Annotated in this window: 18 protein-coding genes; 6 read left to right on the plus strand and 12 right to left on the minus strand. The window is 46.1% G+C overall.

Annotated elements, in window-relative coordinates; all coding sequences use genetic code 11:
• The first annotated feature begins 440 nt into the window (after positions 1-440).
• Positions 441-791, plus strand: a complete 351-nt coding sequence (locus tag ACUVJL_RS06405; RefSeq protein WP_445245093.1) for a hypothetical protein — start codon at positions 441-443, stop codon at positions 789-791.
• 34 nt (positions 792-825) lie between these two features.
• Here the strand turns inward: ACUVJL_RS06405 and ACUVJL_RS06410 are convergent, their stop codons facing one another.
• The 7 genes from ACUVJL_RS06410 to ACUVJL_RS06440 form a co-directional block, all read right to left on the minus strand.
• A complete protein-coding gene (locus ACUVJL_RS06410; protein WP_445245094.1) occupies positions 826-1,728 on the minus strand; it encodes a class I SAM-dependent methyltransferase in 903 nt (300 codons plus the stop codon).
• Between the two features lie 1,319 nt (positions 1,729-3,047).
• Positions 3,048-3,395: a hypothetical protein gene (locus ACUVJL_RS06415; protein WP_445245095.1), complete on the minus strand. Its 348-nt coding sequence runs from the start codon at positions 3,393-3,395 to the stop codon at positions 3,048-3,050.
• Between the two features lie 79 nt (positions 3,396-3,474).
• Positions 3,475-4,281, minus strand: coding sequence for an SDR family oxidoreductase (locus ACUVJL_RS06420; RefSeq protein WP_445245096.1), 807 nt, complete (start codon positions 4,279-4,281; stop codon positions 3,475-3,477).
• Between the two features lie 59 nt (positions 4,282-4,340).
• On the minus strand, positions 4,341-5,402 hold the full coding sequence (locus ACUVJL_RS06425) for an NADH:flavin oxidoreductase/NADH oxidase (protein WP_445245097.1): 1,062 nt from the start codon (positions 5,400-5,402) through the stop codon (positions 4,341-4,343).
• 35 nt (positions 5,403-5,437) lie between these two features.
• Complete coding sequence (locus tag ACUVJL_RS06430) at positions 5,438-5,752, minus strand: glutathione S-transferase family protein (protein ID WP_445245098.1); 315 nt, start codon at positions 5,750-5,752, stop codon at positions 5,438-5,440.
• A 213-nt stretch (positions 5,753-5,965) separates the two neighbouring features.
• The gene (locus tag ACUVJL_RS06435) at positions 5,966-6,466 is read right to left on the minus strand and encodes an acyltransferase family protein (RefSeq protein ID WP_445245099.1); all 501 of its coding nucleotides are present in this window, start codon (positions 6,464-6,466) and stop codon (positions 5,966-5,968) included.
• A 17-nt stretch (positions 6,467-6,483) separates the two neighbouring features.
• The gene (locus tag ACUVJL_RS06440; RefSeq protein WP_445245100.1) at positions 6,484-7,062 is read right to left on the minus strand and encodes an acyltransferase family protein; all 579 of its coding nucleotides are present in this window, start codon (positions 7,060-7,062) and stop codon (positions 6,484-6,486) included.
• Positions 7,063-7,180: 118 nt separating this feature from the next.
• On the opposite strand from ACUVJL_RS06440, the gene ACUVJL_RS06445 reads away from it, so the two are divergent.
• Both ACUVJL_RS06445 and ACUVJL_RS06450 read left to right on the plus strand, forming a co-directional pair.
• Complete coding sequence (locus tag ACUVJL_RS06445; RefSeq protein ID WP_445245101.1) at positions 7,181-9,496, plus strand: cation:proton antiporter domain-containing protein; 2,316 nt, start codon at positions 7,181-7,183, stop codon at positions 9,494-9,496.
• A 25-nt stretch (positions 9,497-9,521) separates the two neighbouring features.
• Positions 9,522-9,719, plus strand: coding sequence for a hypothetical protein (locus tag ACUVJL_RS06450; RefSeq protein WP_445245102.1), 198 nt, complete (start codon positions 9,522-9,524; stop codon positions 9,717-9,719).
• On the opposite strand, the gene ACUVJL_RS06455 is transcribed toward ACUVJL_RS06450, so the two are convergent.
• Entirely contained in the window at positions 9,698-9,910 is a 213-nt protein-coding gene (locus tag ACUVJL_RS06455) for an Hfq-related RNA-binding protein (protein ID WP_445245103.1), read from the minus strand. The two genes, ACUVJL_RS06450 and ACUVJL_RS06455, sit on opposite strands and share 22 nt — an antisense overlap.
• 206 nt (positions 9,911-10,116) lie before the next feature.
• On the opposite strand from ACUVJL_RS06455, the gene dapF reads away from it, so the two are divergent.
• Positions 10,117-10,998, plus strand: a complete 882-nt coding sequence (dapF, locus tag ACUVJL_RS06460; RefSeq protein WP_445245104.1) for a diaminopimelate epimerase — start codon at positions 10,117-10,119, stop codon at positions 10,996-10,998.
• Positions 10,999-11,213: 215 nt separating this feature from the next.
• Positions 11,214-12,356: a hypothetical protein gene (locus tag ACUVJL_RS06465; RefSeq protein WP_445245105.1), complete on the plus strand. Its 1,143-nt coding sequence runs from the start codon at positions 11,214-11,216 to the stop codon at positions 12,354-12,356.
• Positions 12,357-12,819: 463 nt separating this feature from the next.
• On the opposite strand, the gene ACUVJL_RS06470 is transcribed toward ACUVJL_RS06465, so the two are convergent.
• The 4 genes from ACUVJL_RS06470 to ACUVJL_RS06485 form a co-directional block, all read right to left on the minus strand.
• The gene (locus tag ACUVJL_RS06470) at positions 12,820-14,004 is read right to left on the minus strand and encodes an aspartate aminotransferase (RefSeq protein ID WP_445245106.1); all 1,185 of its coding nucleotides are present in this window, start codon (positions 14,002-14,004) and stop codon (positions 12,820-12,822) included.
• A 99-nt stretch (positions 14,005-14,103) separates the two neighbouring features.
• Positions 14,104-15,249 (minus strand): iron-containing alcohol dehydrogenase family protein, encoded by a 1,146-nt coding sequence (locus ACUVJL_RS06475; protein ID WP_445245107.1) that lies wholly within the window; start codon positions 15,247-15,249, stop codon positions 14,104-14,106.
• A gap of 187 nt (positions 15,250-15,436) precedes the next feature.
• Complete coding sequence (locus ACUVJL_RS06480; protein WP_445245108.1) at positions 15,437-15,766, minus strand: type II toxin-antitoxin system PemK/MazF family toxin; 330 nt, start codon at positions 15,764-15,766, stop codon at positions 15,437-15,439.
• Entirely contained in the window at positions 15,753-16,133 is a 381-nt protein-coding gene (locus ACUVJL_RS06485; protein WP_445245109.1) for a hypothetical protein, read from the minus strand. Before ACUVJL_RS06485 ends, ACUVJL_RS06480 begins: the two co-directional genes overlap by 14 nt.
• A gap of 482 nt (positions 16,134-16,615) precedes the next feature.
• On the opposite strand from ACUVJL_RS06485, the gene ACUVJL_RS06490 reads away from it, so the two are divergent.
• A partial coding sequence (locus ACUVJL_RS06490; protein WP_445245110.1) for a peptidase M15 occupies positions 16,616-17,053 on the plus strand: 438 nt, incomplete at its 3' end.

The following is a 17,053-nucleotide window of genomic DNA, read 5'->3' on the forward strand; positions in this document are numbered from 1 at the left end:
TCATCAGAAATATGGGTTTGAAACCCCGTCCTTTTAGGACGGCTTTACATTGGATGGGGGGGGAGGAATTCTCCCCCGATGAATGCTTGTTACCGCCTTGGATATACTAACGACGTTCGACGTTTTGTATTCGCCTTTAACCCGGACAGTTACGGATCGAGTGCTTTCTACCTGTACGCATAACAAGTGGCGGTAAGCCCGTGTGTGTATATCCCTTCGCCACTGACTATCAGAGAGGTTACAGACAGCAGGAGGCATCCAGTAACATCGTTCGGTGTACCACCACCAGATAATTCAGTTTGTCTCAAAGACGCAGGCTAGACACTGTTTTAGTCTCAAATTAAGAAGGTGGTGAGTCTTCCTCTTTCAAGCCCCATGCCTTTAGGCTGGGGTTAGTGACGCTGTTGGCTTGGTGAATTGCTTTACAATTATCCGATATTATGGTGGCTAGATTTATTATATTGTTGAGTTTGAGCTGGGAAGGTGCGATCGACACAACGATGCTGTCACAGAAACGGATGGCGAGTCCCAACACATCGCGAGGGGATGTGCGATCGAACCCACCGACACACCTTGCTGATTTCTCCGATGGCCAAGCTAATGCAGCAGTTCCTCAAAAGACGGCGCAGCCGCAAAACTCCGCATCTGGCTTGATTCGTTGTATAGCCCGGAAACCCCAGTGGTGTCGCCCACAGCCTCCCTCGCTAAAATTTGTCTTCCTAGAGTCTCGCGCGAGGGGATTAATGCAATGGGTGATAACTGTCAGGGTACAAGCGCACTCAAACATTTGATGTAATCTCATCTGTTCTGTGTCCTTAAGTTTTGTTATTCTGAGCCAGAATCGGGTTTTTTCAAATATATGCGTTCCATATCCCGTGTATTTAAATATAACGAAATTTTATTTAAATGCAGTTTAACTGCCACATCCTTAAGGATTTGTTTAATGACCTGACTTTTGCTCACAACACCTAAATTATAAAATAGCCTGTCGAGTGTTAGCGATCGCCCCACATAATCTGTTTTAAGCACCGTAAATCCTGCCTTAGTTGCAAGTTTTTCTAGGGTGCTGGTCGTAAAAAAGTAAATATGTCCGTCGCAACTGAGACTTCTTTCTCTTTTACCCAATAATTTGAACATCAATGTATCGTAGCGGGGGGTTTCCATCACGAATATCCCACCAGGCTTCAAGATCCGATAAACTTCTTTCAACGTACTATAAGGATCGGATACGTGTTCGATCACGTGCATCATCAATACAGCGTCTGCCGATCGATCTTCTAGTTCAGCTTTTTCTAGTATGGTTGGGATGATTTCGATTCCAAACTCAGATTCTGCATATCTGCACATACCCACATTAGGTTCAAGCCCAACTACATTCCACCCATCTTGCTTAAAGAAGTTTAACAAATACCCCAAGCCACTGCCAACTTCAATTAACTTACCTTTTTCGGGATAATGTTGGTGAAGAAAAGCTCTGGTTTTTTCATAATCTTTTACCTGCAGTGCTTCTTTTTCCAGCCTCTGCGAATCTTGGTTAACTATCGCAGATAATACAAACTCTGGATCGTAGGTTTCTATTAATACACTGTCTACTTCTTTGGTTCTCGGGTTAGCATACATCAATCCACAGGCTTTACAATTGACAATTTGATTTACCTGGGCTACTCCCTGCTCAAATCTCACAGTATAGTCATTACTACCGCACAAATTGCATGCAACGTATGTCATAGCTTTGATTTCTTGTACTTTGTTCAACTGAGTTCGGCATTGATTCTAACATATTCACCTGTGGGCAGCCACAAGTCTTGTATTTTGTTACACAAGTTTACATCATTGCCGCTATTCCTCCTACACACCCTAAATTTACCCGGCAAAAGTTAGTTTTTTAAACTAGTATGTATACGTTTCTCAGTAACATGAGGTGCTCTCGCGGCCATAGGGCATAGGGCATAGGACATCAGTTGCGAGCGGTATGTACCTCATTTTATTGATAACCGCTATAGTTTATTTGTTCACACATAACAGCTTAAAGATAGCGGAGTTTATATAATAGTTTTTTTTACTTTATGCCTATTTCTTATCAATTTTGTAACATATAAGTTATCAAAGTTGTCTAAATATGAGTCTCAAGTTTTTTTTGAGTGTAGGTAATTATTATGTCAAAATTAGGTGCATTTTTATTATAAATTTACACAGCAGTTCTATTGTCCCTGTTTTTCGATATTTCTCTCCGATTTCTTCATTGTTATTGCTCGCTCGCAGGATGCGGCTAACTTGGTTGCTAATCGATACTCAGTTTTCTTGTCTACGTCACAAAATGCTATAACTCTGATTTCTAATACTGACTTATCAGCAACTAAACAACCTTGGCTCTCCTCTAATATTTGAAAATTTTGATTATAATTCAGCCTCCTGACAAAATATTTCTGCTTTTTACATAATCCTCTGATTCTATCCTGACTTGAAAAACCTCTCTCGATTATACCGACAGGATTTTTCGGAATTAAATCAACTGTTTTCTCCCATATTTACTATCATGATTTGTTCGGAAATGAAGGCTCGCTCCTGATACTTCTTAATTATTTAAATTGATTAGACTCAACATTTTTTTTTGATAATTCCTTGAGCCCTAGCAGTTTAATTGTCAGGAGAATGGTGTATAATTTCAAGAAAATAATGCTAACTCCTCCCATTTACACTTTTGATGGGTTTCCTTAATTAGTTGCACTAACAAATATTTAAAGATTTCTGTAGTTTTCACTTTATTGGCTTTAAACAAGGTAGAAATAATAAATATCAATTTTTATTCCTGGATGATTGAGAGGGGCAAATAAATCTCTCATACTCCTTGATGCTGGGGTCGATCGCAAAAATTAGCATAAGCTTGACAAAAATCGAAATGTACTCAGAAATGGATGATCTGACGCTTGGAAGCTTTTCTAAAAATTCTTGACAATCTTGGGTAACTTTGATAGCCTTGAGTTATTTTCAAATAAGTTTAATGCCTTCTGTTTCTCAGAGTGAAGGCATTGTTTTGAGAAGATTTATTAACATTCAAAACTTGTGGGGAAACCGATAGCATGGAGGTGCATTTTTAAGCGCTCGGATTTGACACTCTGACTATCTCCAGGCGGGGGGTTCATAATCATTGATGAACAGACGACCAAATTTGACACAGATAGGATTCTGTTTTCCTTTTTTATTGCCGTTTTTAGGAATATGGGTTGATTAACACTCGGGGCATTGCATGGTGATTCTTCGTATTCATACTCTAATTCACCAACGCCCCGTTGAGCAGCGAGCTCGTTGAGGATGGGATTCCCCGATCGCCAGCTTGCGGCCAAACGGTGAATCAGCAGCAGCGGGTTGCCTGTGCTGCGTCGGAGATGGTTCAATTCACCAGCCCTTGTTCCAGTTCAGCCGTTGAGCCGTATTCAATAGAGAGTCTATCGACTCTCAGGCGATCGCCCTACTTCAAAACTCCTGACGACTCGGACGGATCATAATCTCGTTGACATCCACATCAGCGGGTTGCTCGATGGCATAGGCGATCGCCCGGGCGATCGCATCCGCATCCATGGCGAGTGAATAAAACTGATTCACCCCTGATGTCGTATCACCATCAGTGATGGTACTGGTCAACTCAGTCGCAACCGCATCGGGTGAAATGTTGGTAGAACGAATTTCACGGTTTGACTGCCGCAGCAGCCCTTCAGTCGCCATCGCACCGGGTGAAATGATGGTAGAACGAATTTCACCGTTTGACTCCAGTCGCAGCCCTTCGGAAATTGCTCGCACTGCATACTTGGTAGCACAGTAAACTGCCGCCCCCGGTACTACTTTATGCCCTGCTATAGACGACAAGTTGATTACGTGCCCAGACTTCTGTTGGCGCATAGTCGGCAGCACCGCAGCGATACCGTAAAGCACGCCTTTAATGTTGACATCAATCATTTGATCCCACTCATCGACCTTAATCTGGTCAAGGGGAGACAGTGGCATTAAAGCCGCATTGTTGACCAGAACATCGATGCGTCCATAGGTTTCCAAGGTTGCCTCAGCCAAGGCTTGCACCTGGGCGCGATCTGCCACATCGGTGACTCGATAGGCAACCGTGCCACCTGTTTTTTCGATCGCAGCCACCAAGTCTTTGAGTCTATCTTCACGGCGAGCAGCAAGCATCAGTTTGGCTCCGCTGGCGGCTAAACGACGAGCAGTGGCTTCCCCTAAACCGCTACTTGCTCCGGTAATAATGACAACCTTGCTTTCAATCTCAGACATCTTTACTCGTGTTAGTTGATTAAATCGGCTCCCCTAAAACCGATCGCAAAGCCGCTTAATTACCAAGCGCGATCGTATTGAATTGGAGCAGGTACCGATTGACGTAGTTGCTTCGCAGCCCGCATCGGCCAATAAGGATCGCGCAGCAGTTCTCTGGCAAGTAATACCATATCTGCTTGACCTGTCCGGATGATGTGGTCAGCCTGCGCGGGTGCAGTAATCATACCAACGGCTCCGGTGGCGATGTTCGCGGAGCGTCGAATGCTCTCGGCAAAGGTAGTTTGATAACCTGCACCCGTCGGAATCTTTTCCCCCGGTACAATTGCGCCTGAGGAACAATCGATTAAATCAACGCCCAGTGACTTTAATTTATAGCTGAGTACAATACTTTGTTCAATGTCCCAACCATTTGGAACCCAATCGGTTGCAGAGATGCGAACCCAAAGCGGTGTTTGATCCGGCAAAACATTTCGCACCGCTTCTACGACTTCACATAAAAACCGGATGCGATTCTCAAAAGTGCCACCATAGTCATCTGTCCGTTGATTGCTCAAGGGAGACATAAATTCATGCAGTAGGTAGCCGTGAGCCGCATGAATCTCTATTAGGTCAAATCCGGCTTCGAGGGCGCGTTGAGCTGCCTTGACAAAGGATGCGGTCAACTTTTGAATGTCTTCGATACTCACAGCGATCGGGGCGGGGCTATCGGGAGCAAATGGAATGGCGCTAGGGGCGATCGAAGTCCATCCTCCAAGAGATTCTCCCAGCACATCGCCGCCATCCCACGGAGGCGCTGTACTGCCTTTTCGACCTGCATGAGCAAGTTGAATTCCAGCAACCGCACCGTTGCGGTGAATTAACTCGACGATTCGCGCCAACATTTCAATGTGAGCCTCTTGCCAGATTCCCAAATCTTGCGGCGAAATTCGTCCTTCAGGCTCGACTGCAGCTGCTTCAGTCATCACCAGCCCTGCCCCTCCTACGGCTCGACTGACGAGATGAACCAGATGCCAATCATTCGCGAATCCATCAACGCTTGAATATTGACACATGGGAGAAACTGCAATGCGATTTCGGAAGGTAACGCCACGTTGATCGAATGGCTCAAATAAATGCGACATGGTTGTAAACCCGTGAGTTATAAAATGCACAGATGTCAAGCACAGACTTTCTTCACACTGGGAAGTTGACTGACCTCATTCCACCAAGTTCGCAGCAAAGAAGTTTGCGCGATCGTTGCTTCGTACTCTGGGGTCTGCGACAGGTGGGTGAAGACCGGAATTAGGTAGAAATCGACAATGCTCAGTTCGTGGCCGAGCAAATACGGGTGTCCTACAGTTAGGGACTCGATCGCCTCTAGCGCCGTCTTTACAGGTGCTAAGGCAGCTTTCACCTTGTCCTCGTCAGTTTGACCCCCGTGGCTGCGCACAATCAGACGCTGAATGGCAATTGACAAAGGTTGCGGGTGCATAGAGATCGCTGTCCATAATCCCCATAATCTGGCGTCTCCGAGGGCTTTTCACTATACACCTTAAATATCTATAGTGAGTGCGTTTTTGATGACTAAAATCACAGTTTAGGATCTGGAACCCGAAAGTAACAATAACCCGTTAGAAGGAGATTAATTTCACAGCAGACAGTATCGGGATTCTTAGCTGCCAACGCCGTCAAACCTTCGGCTTTTTTAGATTCTGCCTTCTGCTTTGGGATGAAACATTTTTTCAACTATATTTTGGCGCAGAAAAACTGTCAAGGGTTTTTCTATCAAAGAGTAGAATATGCAACCTAAAACTACGGTGAACAATGCCACTAGAGCCGGAGCAAAGACACCGTCGAAATATTTTCCTAAATTCGCCTTTTCCACAATTTTTGTACTTGCTGAAATCAGCGGTCCGTGGGTCAAGAATATCGAGTAGGAGGCATCTCCCAAGAAAATTAAAAGATCAGGAATTTTCGGGGAATCCTTGAGGTCTATCGACGTAGCAGCAAGGATTAGCATAGCTGCTAGCACTGCAAAAGTAGTGATGCGATCGAACCCTATGTTTGTCCATGCGACCAGCATTCCTAAAAAAACATATCCTAAATTTGCTATCCCAAACAATATCCACCTGTACTTGCCGATCTTATTGTTATATTTAATCACAATATACGCAGCCAAGCAGCCCAAAACCAATTCTAGATTCATATTTCCAAATAATGTTTTCAGCAACAAAAAATCGGGGGGGGGAATTTTACAATTTTACGAAAATGTAAAATCGTTACCAATAGCCAAGCCGAAAGAAGAGGCACAGAATGTTTAGGTTTCAGCCAGATAGCTATGCTGAACAATAAATAAAAATATATTTCGTAAGTTAAAGTCCAACCTACATCCAGAATGAACTTGTCCTTTTGAGGAATCAAGAGCAGCGACACAATTACATGTCCCAAACTTAAATCTTTATTGTTAGCAAAACCTGGAATTACTAGAAATAAACACCAAACAGTCAGAGTAATTATCCAGTATATCGGATAAATTCGCACGGCGCGTTTGACTAAAAACGATTTTAACTGGTCTTTTTTACCGATCGCCGATCGGTGAACGTACACCATGATAAAACCGCTCAATACAAAAAAGTAATCAACACCGCTCCACCCAGCCTTAAATAAATTAAAAAAAGTTACTTGATTTAATCTCTCCGCACTCATCTGGTTGAGGTGAACCATGACCACCAATACAGCCGCAATGCCTCGATAAACTTGCAAGAGGTTAAGCTTTTTGTGAGGAGTTGAACTCTGTGTCATGAGAAAATACCTTTTTCAAGGATGGCCGTTGCCCTGGCTCCCCAACTATAGTCCACCCACTAAACAGAGTCAACACATTAGACACTATAATATAACTTTATACTTTTTTCATAAAGTTGTGCAAGAAGACTTCCGACTGATCGTGGACTTAGTTCTAGTTCTCGCTGCTGCCGCAGCAGGAGGACTCTTTGCATCGCTGTTGCGACAGCCAGTAATTCTCGGGTATCTCCTGGGAGGGATTGTAGTTGGACCGGCTGGTTTGGGGCTGATTAAAGAATTAATTCAGGTAGACACCCTGGCTGAATTCGGGGTTGCCTTTCTGTTATTTGCCTTGGGAGTAGAATTTTCTTTCGCCGAACTCCAGAAAGTTAAAGCGATTAGTTTGGGCGGGGGGGGCTTGCAAATTGTGCTGACGATCGCCATTACTACTGCAATTTCCTTGGCTGTAGGCTGGGTAGAATCGCCGGCTCAAGGCGTGTTTTTAGGATCGATTCTGTCACTTTCCTCGACAGCAGTCGTACTGAAATGCTTGATGGAGCGCAATGAAGGCGGTACTGCTCACGGTCAAGTCATGCTGGGAATATTAGTAGTTCAAGATTTGGCCTTGGGACTAATGCTAGCAGTTTTGCCGGCACTCAATCAGCCAGCAGAAGCGATCGGCTTTACGGTAGCCTGGGCCCTGCTGCGGATCGGGTTATTTGCTGTCGGTGCTGTAGTCGCGGGCATTTGGATCGTACCGCAGTTGCTGCGCTACCTCGCGCAAACAGAAAGCCGCGAACTGTTTTTGCTGGGAGTTGTGGTTTTGGCTTTAGCGATTGCGCTACTGACAGAATATTTGGGTTTTTCGATCGAGATGGGCGCATTTGTGGCGGGTTTAATGATTTCGGAGGTGGAATATGCCGACCAAACTTTAACTTATGTCGAGCCTTTGCGAGATATTTTTGCATCCTTATTTTTTGTCACCATCGGGATGTTAATTGACCCGATGTTTCTGTGGAACCATCTAGAAGTAATTCTGGGACTGGTATTTCTAGTATTTGTCGGCAAATTCTTGATTATAACCCCGATAGTCCGACTATTTGGCTATCCGCTAAAAACAGCATTAATCACAGGTTTGGGCTTAGCTCAAATAGGAGAATTCTCCTTTGTACTCGCTAGTTCCGGGCAAGTTATGGGGCTGGTTTCGCGAAACGTTTACCTGTTAATTTTAGGAACAACGGCAGTCACCCTCGTGCTGACCCCGTTTGTATTGAGAAGCGTGCCGCAGTTATTGAAATGGGCGGAAAATTTCGGGCCTTTGCAGCGCTATTTTGACGAAACATCTCAACCTGTGGCAATAGCTGAAACTTTGCCGGAACAAAATCATGTTGTGGTTTGCGGCTACGGGCGAGTCGGCAGAATTTTAGTCAAAATGCTGCAAAGCCGCAACTGTTCAGTTGTGGTGATCGACGAGTCAGAAAGTAGTATTCAAGAGTGCAGAGTGCAAGGAATTCCTTACATTTACGGGAATGCTGCCAGCTTGCACGTATTGGAAGCCGCCCGGGTGGAACGGGCAAAAGCCATGGCGATCGCCCTTCCTGATCCTATGAGCACTCGCTTGTGTCTGAAGCGGGCTTTAGAATTAGTCCCGGATTTGGATATTGTGGTGCAGGCCAACCAAGATAAAGACATCGAACTGCTTTACCAACTCGGGGCCTGGGAAGTTGTGCAGCCGGAGTTTGAGGCCAGTTTAGAACTGTCTTCCCACTTGCTGGCTGGCATGGGGCTCTCCGCAATGACGATCGCGCGGGATGTGCAGCAAATTCGCAGCAGCCGCTATCTGGAATTGCGGCCACCCCGCGAACCTTTGGCGGTTTCGCGGGATTTGAAAGTGGCGGTTCGAGATATGAACAGCGAGTGGTACAACTTGCCGTCAGGTTCTCCCATCGCCAGCATGACTCTGGAAGAAACTAACTTGCGGCAGTTGACAGGGGTCAGCGTGATGGCGATCGTCCGCGCAGATGGCGAGGAAATTGATTATCCCAACGGCAAGACAGCTTTGCAGTCGGGCGATCGACTTTTTGTAGTGGGAGAACCGGAAGAACTCATCAGTTTTGAGTTGCTGGCGAAGGGGGAAGTTGCAGTCCCGCAGGGCGACAGTTCTTGTCAGTGGCTGAGGCTGCCAGCAAACAGCCCTTGGGCGGGCAAAAAACTATCAGAGGTAGATTTGCTGGGCCAGTACGGGGTGCAGGTGCGGGCGATCCGCCGGGAAGGGAAATTTACTCGCTGGCCGGACGGAACTACCAATTTGCATGAAGGCGATCGTTTGCTGCTGTGCGGCGGCTTCTACGAGCTCGGCTTGATGCAGCGGACTGCCTTACCGCCGGTTCGGCTACCTGCTTTAAAGCTGCCTTTTGTCGCCGCCCAAGTCAGCGAAAAGCTGTTTAGCGATTAGTCCGCGGGCAGTTGGCAGTGGGCAGTTGGCAGTTGGCAGTTGGCAGTTGGCAGTTGACTGTGGGCAGTTGGCAGTTGGCAGTTGGCAGTTGGCAGTTGGCAGTTGGCAGTTGGCAGTTGGCAGTTGGCAGTTGGCAGAAAAAGAAACTATTCTCAATGCCCCATGCCCCATGCCCCATGCCCCATGCCCCATGCCCCATTCTCAGCCGTTGGGTTTGAGATAAGCAATTGCTGGGCGCGAGATCAGAATTTGTTGGTCTGACGGATCGAGGAGGCAAATGCAGCTATGATCCTGCCAAAAAATTCTGCCCGCTAGCAAGTCGCCGGTCACGAGTTTAATCTCTACCTGTTCTTTGTCTTTGATGTAGCTTTGTATTAAGCGAACGCTGGGCAATCCGGTCTCAAATTCTGACATAGTGGGAAATGGGTAATTTGGTCATTAGTCATTAGTCATTAGTCATTAGTTATTAGTCATTAGTCATTAGTCTTTGGTGGCAAACTGAGGATTGAGGAGTGAGGACCCAGGACTAAGGACATCCGGGCGGGACGCAACTGGCAAATGACTAAGGACTTTATGAAGTCTATCAACTAATCAGTTTTAACCAAAAGAGGTTTGTTTTTATGCCGATCGAGTTTGCGAAGTATCACGGACTGGGAAATGATTTTATTCTGATTGACAATCGCCACTCGTCAGAACCGGTGATCACGCCAGAACAAGCTGTGGATTTGTGCGATCGACATTTCGGGATTGGCGCAGACGGCGTGATATTTGCTCTTCCAGGGCAAAACGACACTGACTATACGATGCGGATTTTTAACTCCGACGGTTCGGAACCGGAAATGTGCGGCAACGGGATTCGCTGTTTGGCTAAGTTTATCGCCGATTTGGAAGCGTCGGAAATTCACCCCCAACCCCCCCAAGCTTCGGGGGGGAGTGAATCTAAAAGTGAGTACCGGATTCACACCGGTGCGGGCGTTATTATCACTGAATTGCGATCGGACGGTCAGGTTAAGGTGGATATGGGAGTTCCCCGGCTGCTGGCTGCCGAAATTCCGACAACTTTGGCGGCACCGGATGCCAAAGTTATTGATGTGCCACTCGAAGTAGCGGGTAAATCTTGGTCTGTTACCTGCGTCAGCATGGGCAATCCTCACTGCATTACTTTTGTAGAGGATGTTTCGGCTGTTGCTTTAGAAACTGTCGGGCCTCAATTCGAGCACAACCCGGCCTTCCCGCAGCGTACAAATACGGAATTTATTCAAGTTATACGTTCGGAGTATGTAAAAATGCGGGTGTGGGAAAGAGGCGCGGGTGTTACTCTAGCTTGTGGGACTGGTGCTTGTGCTGCTGTGGTAGCTGGGGTGTTGGTAGGGAAGTGCGATCGGGCAACTGCGGTTGAACTCCCTGGCGGCATTTTGGAAATCGAATGGGCAGAAGTTTCTGGGCGGATTTACATGACCGGGCCGGCACAGCGAGTATTTACTGGTTGTATTAGTCATTAGTCATTAGTCATCAGTCACGGGTCAGAACGGATTTTTTGTTGAATTAACAAACAATAAAAATTATTGAATTCAAAATTTTTATTGAAGTCTGACCAATGCCTTCCGCCTTCAGAAGTCATGGGCTGCGGACTGAAGACTGAAGACTAATAACTAAGCCTGAAATCTAAAATCAAAAATCTAAAATCAAAAATCTAAAATTGAGTAGGTGGGCTTGCATGGCTGGAGGTATTTATCTGATTCAGGACGACGACAGGCTGGTAGAAATGATGGAACAGCCCTACGACTCGGAAGACCAGTTACAAGACTTGCTAGTAACTTATCCCACTTTGATCGCGGGAGACCAAATCGATCGGGCGACGGCGCGGAGGTGGCTGTTAATTTCGCGGGAACCTGCACCCAGCGATGAGGAAACAGCGGTGCAGTGGTCGCTGGATCATTTGTTTCTCGACCAAAATGCCGTTCCTACTTTGGTGGATGTCAGGCGAACTCCTAATGCCGAACTGCGGCAAAAAGTTTTGGGTCAGTCGATCGACTATGCTGCTAATGCGTTCGTTTACTGGCCGGTCGATTCAATTATCGCTCTGTTTGAAGCTAATTGTCGCGATCGGGGTCGCGATCCTGAACAGATTTTTGAAGAGTTTCTCGGTGCAGATGCTAATGAAGACAGATTTTGGCAGAAGGTTAAAACTAATTTGCAAGCCGGTAAAGTTCGCTTAGTGTTTGTAGCTGACGAGATTTCCGCTGAAATGCGCCGAGTTGTGGAATTTCTCAACGAACAAATGGACCCGGTTGAAGTTTTGGCCCTGGAAATTAAACAGTATGTAAGTCAAGACGGTTTGAAAACCCTGGTTCCGAGAGTGATCGGTCAGACAGCCGAAGCACAGCAGAAAAAATCTAGCGCAACACGCGAAAGAAGGCGCTGGGATGAATCTTCATTTTTTGCGGAAATCAAAGCTAGACGGGGCGCGGATGAGGCGCAAATGGCAAGAGAAATTTACCTTTGGGCGAAAAGTCAAGAACCCGAAGTTCACATTCACTGGGGAACGGGGGACGCCTACGGCGGTTTCGTCGCTCAATTGCCTCAAAAGGGAAGAAAACCCTATCAGTTATTCACTGTAGATATTGCTGGTAGAATGGAGATTTCTGCTGATAATTACGGTTCCAGGCCGCCGTTTAATGCGGAACATCATTGGCTGGAATTGAGAAGTAAGCTGACTTCGATCGGTCTGTCGCTACCTACAGAACCGGGCGAGAGAAGGTCGCCGAGTCTGGCTTTGTTTACTTTGCAAGACGAATCGGCCCTCAAGCAAGTTGTACAAACTTTTGACTGGGTGATTGAGCAAATTAAAACGTTATAGTTATCAGTCATTTGTAGGGTGATATTCGGCGCAACTTACCCCTATTTGTAGGGTGCGCCGAATATCACCGAAGAACGAGGGGGAAGCCCCTGGCTTTAGCACCTTACCTTTATTAGCGGATTTTATTTGTCCTCAATCTTGATTAAATAGTTATTAGTTATTATACTAAATCCGGATTTGTCATCCCCGTTAGGAAGTCGGATCTTGAAATCGCGTACACAAGCTTTCGTCAACTCCAAGCGGACTAAAGAATAAAGGGAGTATTTAACGCGGATTTGGTATAGCAATCCTAAATGAGTCATAAATTTTTTACCCCACCCCAGGCCTCCCCGAAGCCGCGGGGAGGGAGTAAGAAATTCACAAATGATTTAGGATTGCTATATTAGCTGCTAACTAATGACTAATGACTAATGACTAATGACTAATGACTAATGACTAATGACTAATGACTAATAACCAATGACTATTGATAGCGAATGTTTGCTTTTTTTAAGCGCCGCAGGGCTTCTCCGAGTCGATCGCAATCTGCAATTAAACTAACTCTCACATATCCTTCGCCGCCAGGCCCAAAAGCATTGCCAGGAGTCACCACAACACCCGTTTGCTGCAAAACATTGAGGGCAAAATCAGTCGAACTCATGCCGCGAGTGCAGGGAACCCAAAGATACATTGCAGCCAGAGGTTTAGGAATATTCCACCCTAATTCGGCCAATCCTTCAACCATAAAATCCCGGCGAGTCCTATAACGATTCTGCACTTCGTGCAAGTAACTGTCGGGCAATTGCAGTGCAGTTTCTGCTGCTGCTTGCAATGCGGAAAATATACCGTAATCTAGGTTGGTTTTTAAGGTACGCAAACCTTGAATAATCTTGCTATTTCCTACTACAAAACCGACTCGCCAGCCTGCCATATTGTAGGTTTTTGACATGGTGTGAAATTCGACACCGATTTCTTTACCGCCGGGAATTTCTAATAAACTTGTGGGTTGATAGCCGTCAAAAGCTAATTCGGCATAACACAAATCATGAACCAGCAAGATTTGATGTTTGTGTGCGAAAGCAACAATATCTTTGTAAAATTCGCGGGGTGCAGTTGCTCCAGTCGGATTACTGGGATAATTAAAGTAGAGTATTTTGGCTTGTTCGGCTACGCTGTCGGGAATGTCGGCTAAGTCAATTACCCAGTCATTTTCTGGTTTGAGGATGATGTTGTGAACTTTTGCACCGGCAATGATTGGGCCGCGAAATAATACGGGATAAGCGGGACTCGGTACTAATACTAAGTCGCCGGGATTGATATAGGCGATCGCAAAATGTGCTAAACCTTCTTTAGAACCCAACAGAGGCAATGCTTCGCTTTCTGAATCGAGTTCAACGTTGTAGCGGCGGCTGTACCATTTAGTAATGGTGTGGCGGAAACTAGCAGTTCCTTCAAAGGGTGGATAGCCGTGATTTGCAGGATTTTGGATGGCTGCGACTGCGGCTTCTACTACTGGTTGAGGAGTGGCACCGTCAGGGTTTCCCATTCCTAAGTCTATTAAATCGAGTCCTTGTTCGCGGGCGCGGGCTTTGAGTTCGTCGAGACGGGCAAATACGTAGGGCGGTAGTTTTTGCAACCTGTCAGCAGGGCTAATCCAATCCAAGGTCATTTATTTTTTGTCAGTTGTCAGTTTTCCTGGTTTGTAGTAAGGACTTTCGTCCTTGCTAGCACAGCCTTTTCAGGACTAAAGTCCTTACTACAAACTGTTTTAATTCTTAATCTTTAATTCTCCCACAGGTGCGGTGGTAGAAACCATCGCTGCCATTAATTGTTGGGGAACGACTTTAAAAGGCAGTCTGTGGATGTCGGAATTAGGATTGCAGGCTATGTCGGCGGCGCGCTGCAATTCTGTGATGGTAATATCTCCGAGTCCGAGGTTGTCTAAAGTTTGGGGCAATCCAATTTCGGCGTAGAATTTTAGTAGTTGCTGTCTGGCGGTAGCGGCGAGTTGATTGTTTTGCATCATTTCTTCTAGCCGCAGTTGTACTAAAATGCCGTAGGCGACTTTTTCGCCGTGCAATGTGCCGTGACTTGCTAATAGATGAGTTAGGCCGTTGTGGACGGCGTGGGCGGCGACGGTGCGACATTGGGCGCCGCCAATTCCGCCGATTACTCCTGCTAGCAATACGGTGGCATCTGTGACTTCTTGCCAGGTTTCGCTACCGGGTTCTTTGAGGGCGGCGGCTGATTTTTGGAATAAAATATCGCGTAGTATTCTAGCTTGTTGGACGGCGGAAATTATCAGGGTTTGTTCGGAGTGTCCGCTGCTGACTGATGCTTCGTACCATTTGGCGATCGCATCTCCAATTCCTGCTACTAATGTCCCCTGCGGTGCGGTTTGAATCAAACCGTAATCGAGTATTAATAAGTCTGGACATCTGGCTAAACTGACATCGTATTGGAATGCACCTTGTTCTGAATAAATGTTAGAAAGGGCTGTCCAAGCGGCACAGGTGGCTGCTGATGTGGGTATGGTGACGATCGGGATTTTGCACTGATGGGCGACCAGTTTTGCTGCGTCTAAGGCTTTGCCGCCGCCTACTCCGATGATGAAGTCGGCTTCATGGGTTTGGACTGCTTCGCGGAGGGTTTCGAGGCTTCTTTCGCTGCAATCCTTGCCGTATGATGTTTCGGCGGATTGTAACTGCTGCTGTTGGAGGATTGGTTGCAGGTAAGGTTGGGTGGCGGCGAGGGAGTTGCTGCCGCCGACGATTAGCGGCCGCTTTCCGAAACGGGCGATCGCATCTCCGGCTTGTGCGATCGCCGATCGACCCCGCAATACACAGGCGGGAGCAATTGTCAAGGAATAAATTGCAGTTGGGGTGGCGGTTTTAGTGCTTTGGGTTTGAGTCATCGAACCACTGGATAAGTGATGAGAAGGTTGACGCTTTGCAGGATTGCTGGATTTTCTAGGATAACTCTAACCCATGTTGGGCGATCGGGTAAGTTTTGTAAAGTTTTTATTAAGTATTGTTGGGCTGTTGGGGGATGGGAGGGGGGAGTTGAGGGGAGTTGGGGAGTTGAGGGCGATCGAATTATGATTAAAATTGAGGCTTAACGTACAACTCCCAGACTTGTTTCAATGCTGCTGCATCTGCTTGAGAAATTTGCCCGATTTTCGCTAGCAACAAAGACTTTTCCAAACAATCTAATCTAGACAAACGCACTGTTGAAGCAACGCGCAAACCGCTGACAGACCAATCATTAAGAAATACATCAGTTTGGCTGCGGGGTTTGGCAGAGGTGACGGCGGCTGCTACCACATCCTCGCTATCCAACCACAGCAAAAGTAGGGGGCGTTTTTTATAGCCGGCGCCGCTTGTAAAGGGAATATTTGCCACCCAAAAATCACCAGGTTCAATAGTCGTCATAAAGTCCTTCGTCTTCGGGTGCGTAACCTTTCAAAAAAGCATCATGACTGCGAGTAATAGCTGGGTCAATTAAATAGTCTTCGCCGTCTAGTAGCGAGCGCTTGAGAGGCGGTGTTTCTGTTGGCGAAGTGCTAGATTCTGAACTTACGCTCAACGGCTTTCTCTGTAGTAGTAATTTGAGTACCCGGCTGGATAGTGTTTCTGTTGACGAAGTGCTAGATTTTGAACTTATGCTAAACTGCTTTGTCGGTTGTGATTTGTACAAGAGGAATTGCACAAAATCGAGCACTTCTTCTTGTTTTTCTCTCGACAGAAGTCGCAATTTTTCGGACACGGCTTTTTCGATATTATTAAGAGTTGGTTTCATGGGATTTTTACCCTTCAGCTTTGTTAGATTTCTGCATTACCTACATATTTGATCGAGACTCTCAAAAATGAGAGCTTTCTTGATTCTAGCCTGTTCAACAATATAACTGCTCGAAGTTCCTCACCTCTTTGGTTTTAATCGTTGAAGGCGGGCTGTTTTTTGGGGTCGAACAAACCCTACATACTTAAACCAGTCAGTAGCAAGTAATCAAAGAGCGCTTTTTAAAGTGCGACGAGTAAGATGTTTGAGTCGGGTGGTGCGCCGTCGATCGAGAACTGGAGATTCCGACGGGTAAGAAGGGGTAGACAGACATGGGCAAGTTGCGGTATTTTTAGACTTTATCATGTATTGTACCGTATCTGCGGTACAATTATCACTTAGCTGGCTTCGCTTTGGGCTGAAACAATGCTTCTAAATAATCTGTCAGTGTTTAACATTGTTTAACATTAAGCTATTCACCTCTAATTGTTGTAGTTCAGTCTATGAGAAAGCCACAAACTGTTAAAGCTTTGGAAGAGCTAGGACGGGTTCAACTCTCTAAGAGTTTTTTCATGCGTGAGTTTCTTTATTCAGAAATCTCTCAAATTGAAGGTATCCCTAACATTCCTAGCGATCCTGATTTGGCGATCGCAGCAGGAAAGAATTTGTGTGAGAGGGTGCTTGAACCAATTCAAGATGCGCTTGGTCGGATTAGTATCCGCTCAGCCTATCGTTCTTGTGCGGTGAACGCCAAAGGAGCAGAGAATAAAAATCAGTACAACTGTGCCAGTAATGAGGCCAACTATGCAGAACATATCTGGGACGTAAAAGATTCAGATGGGTATATGGGAGCAACAGTATGTATTGTTGTTACATCATTCATCCCTTACTACGATCGCACTCAAGATTGGACAGCATTGGCATGGTGGATACATGACCAC

The organism is Microcoleus sp. OTE_8_concoct_300 (assembly GCF_031383065.1).
Classification (GTDB): Bacteria; Cyanobacteriota; Cyanobacteriia; order Cyanobacteriales; family Microcoleaceae; genus Microcoleus.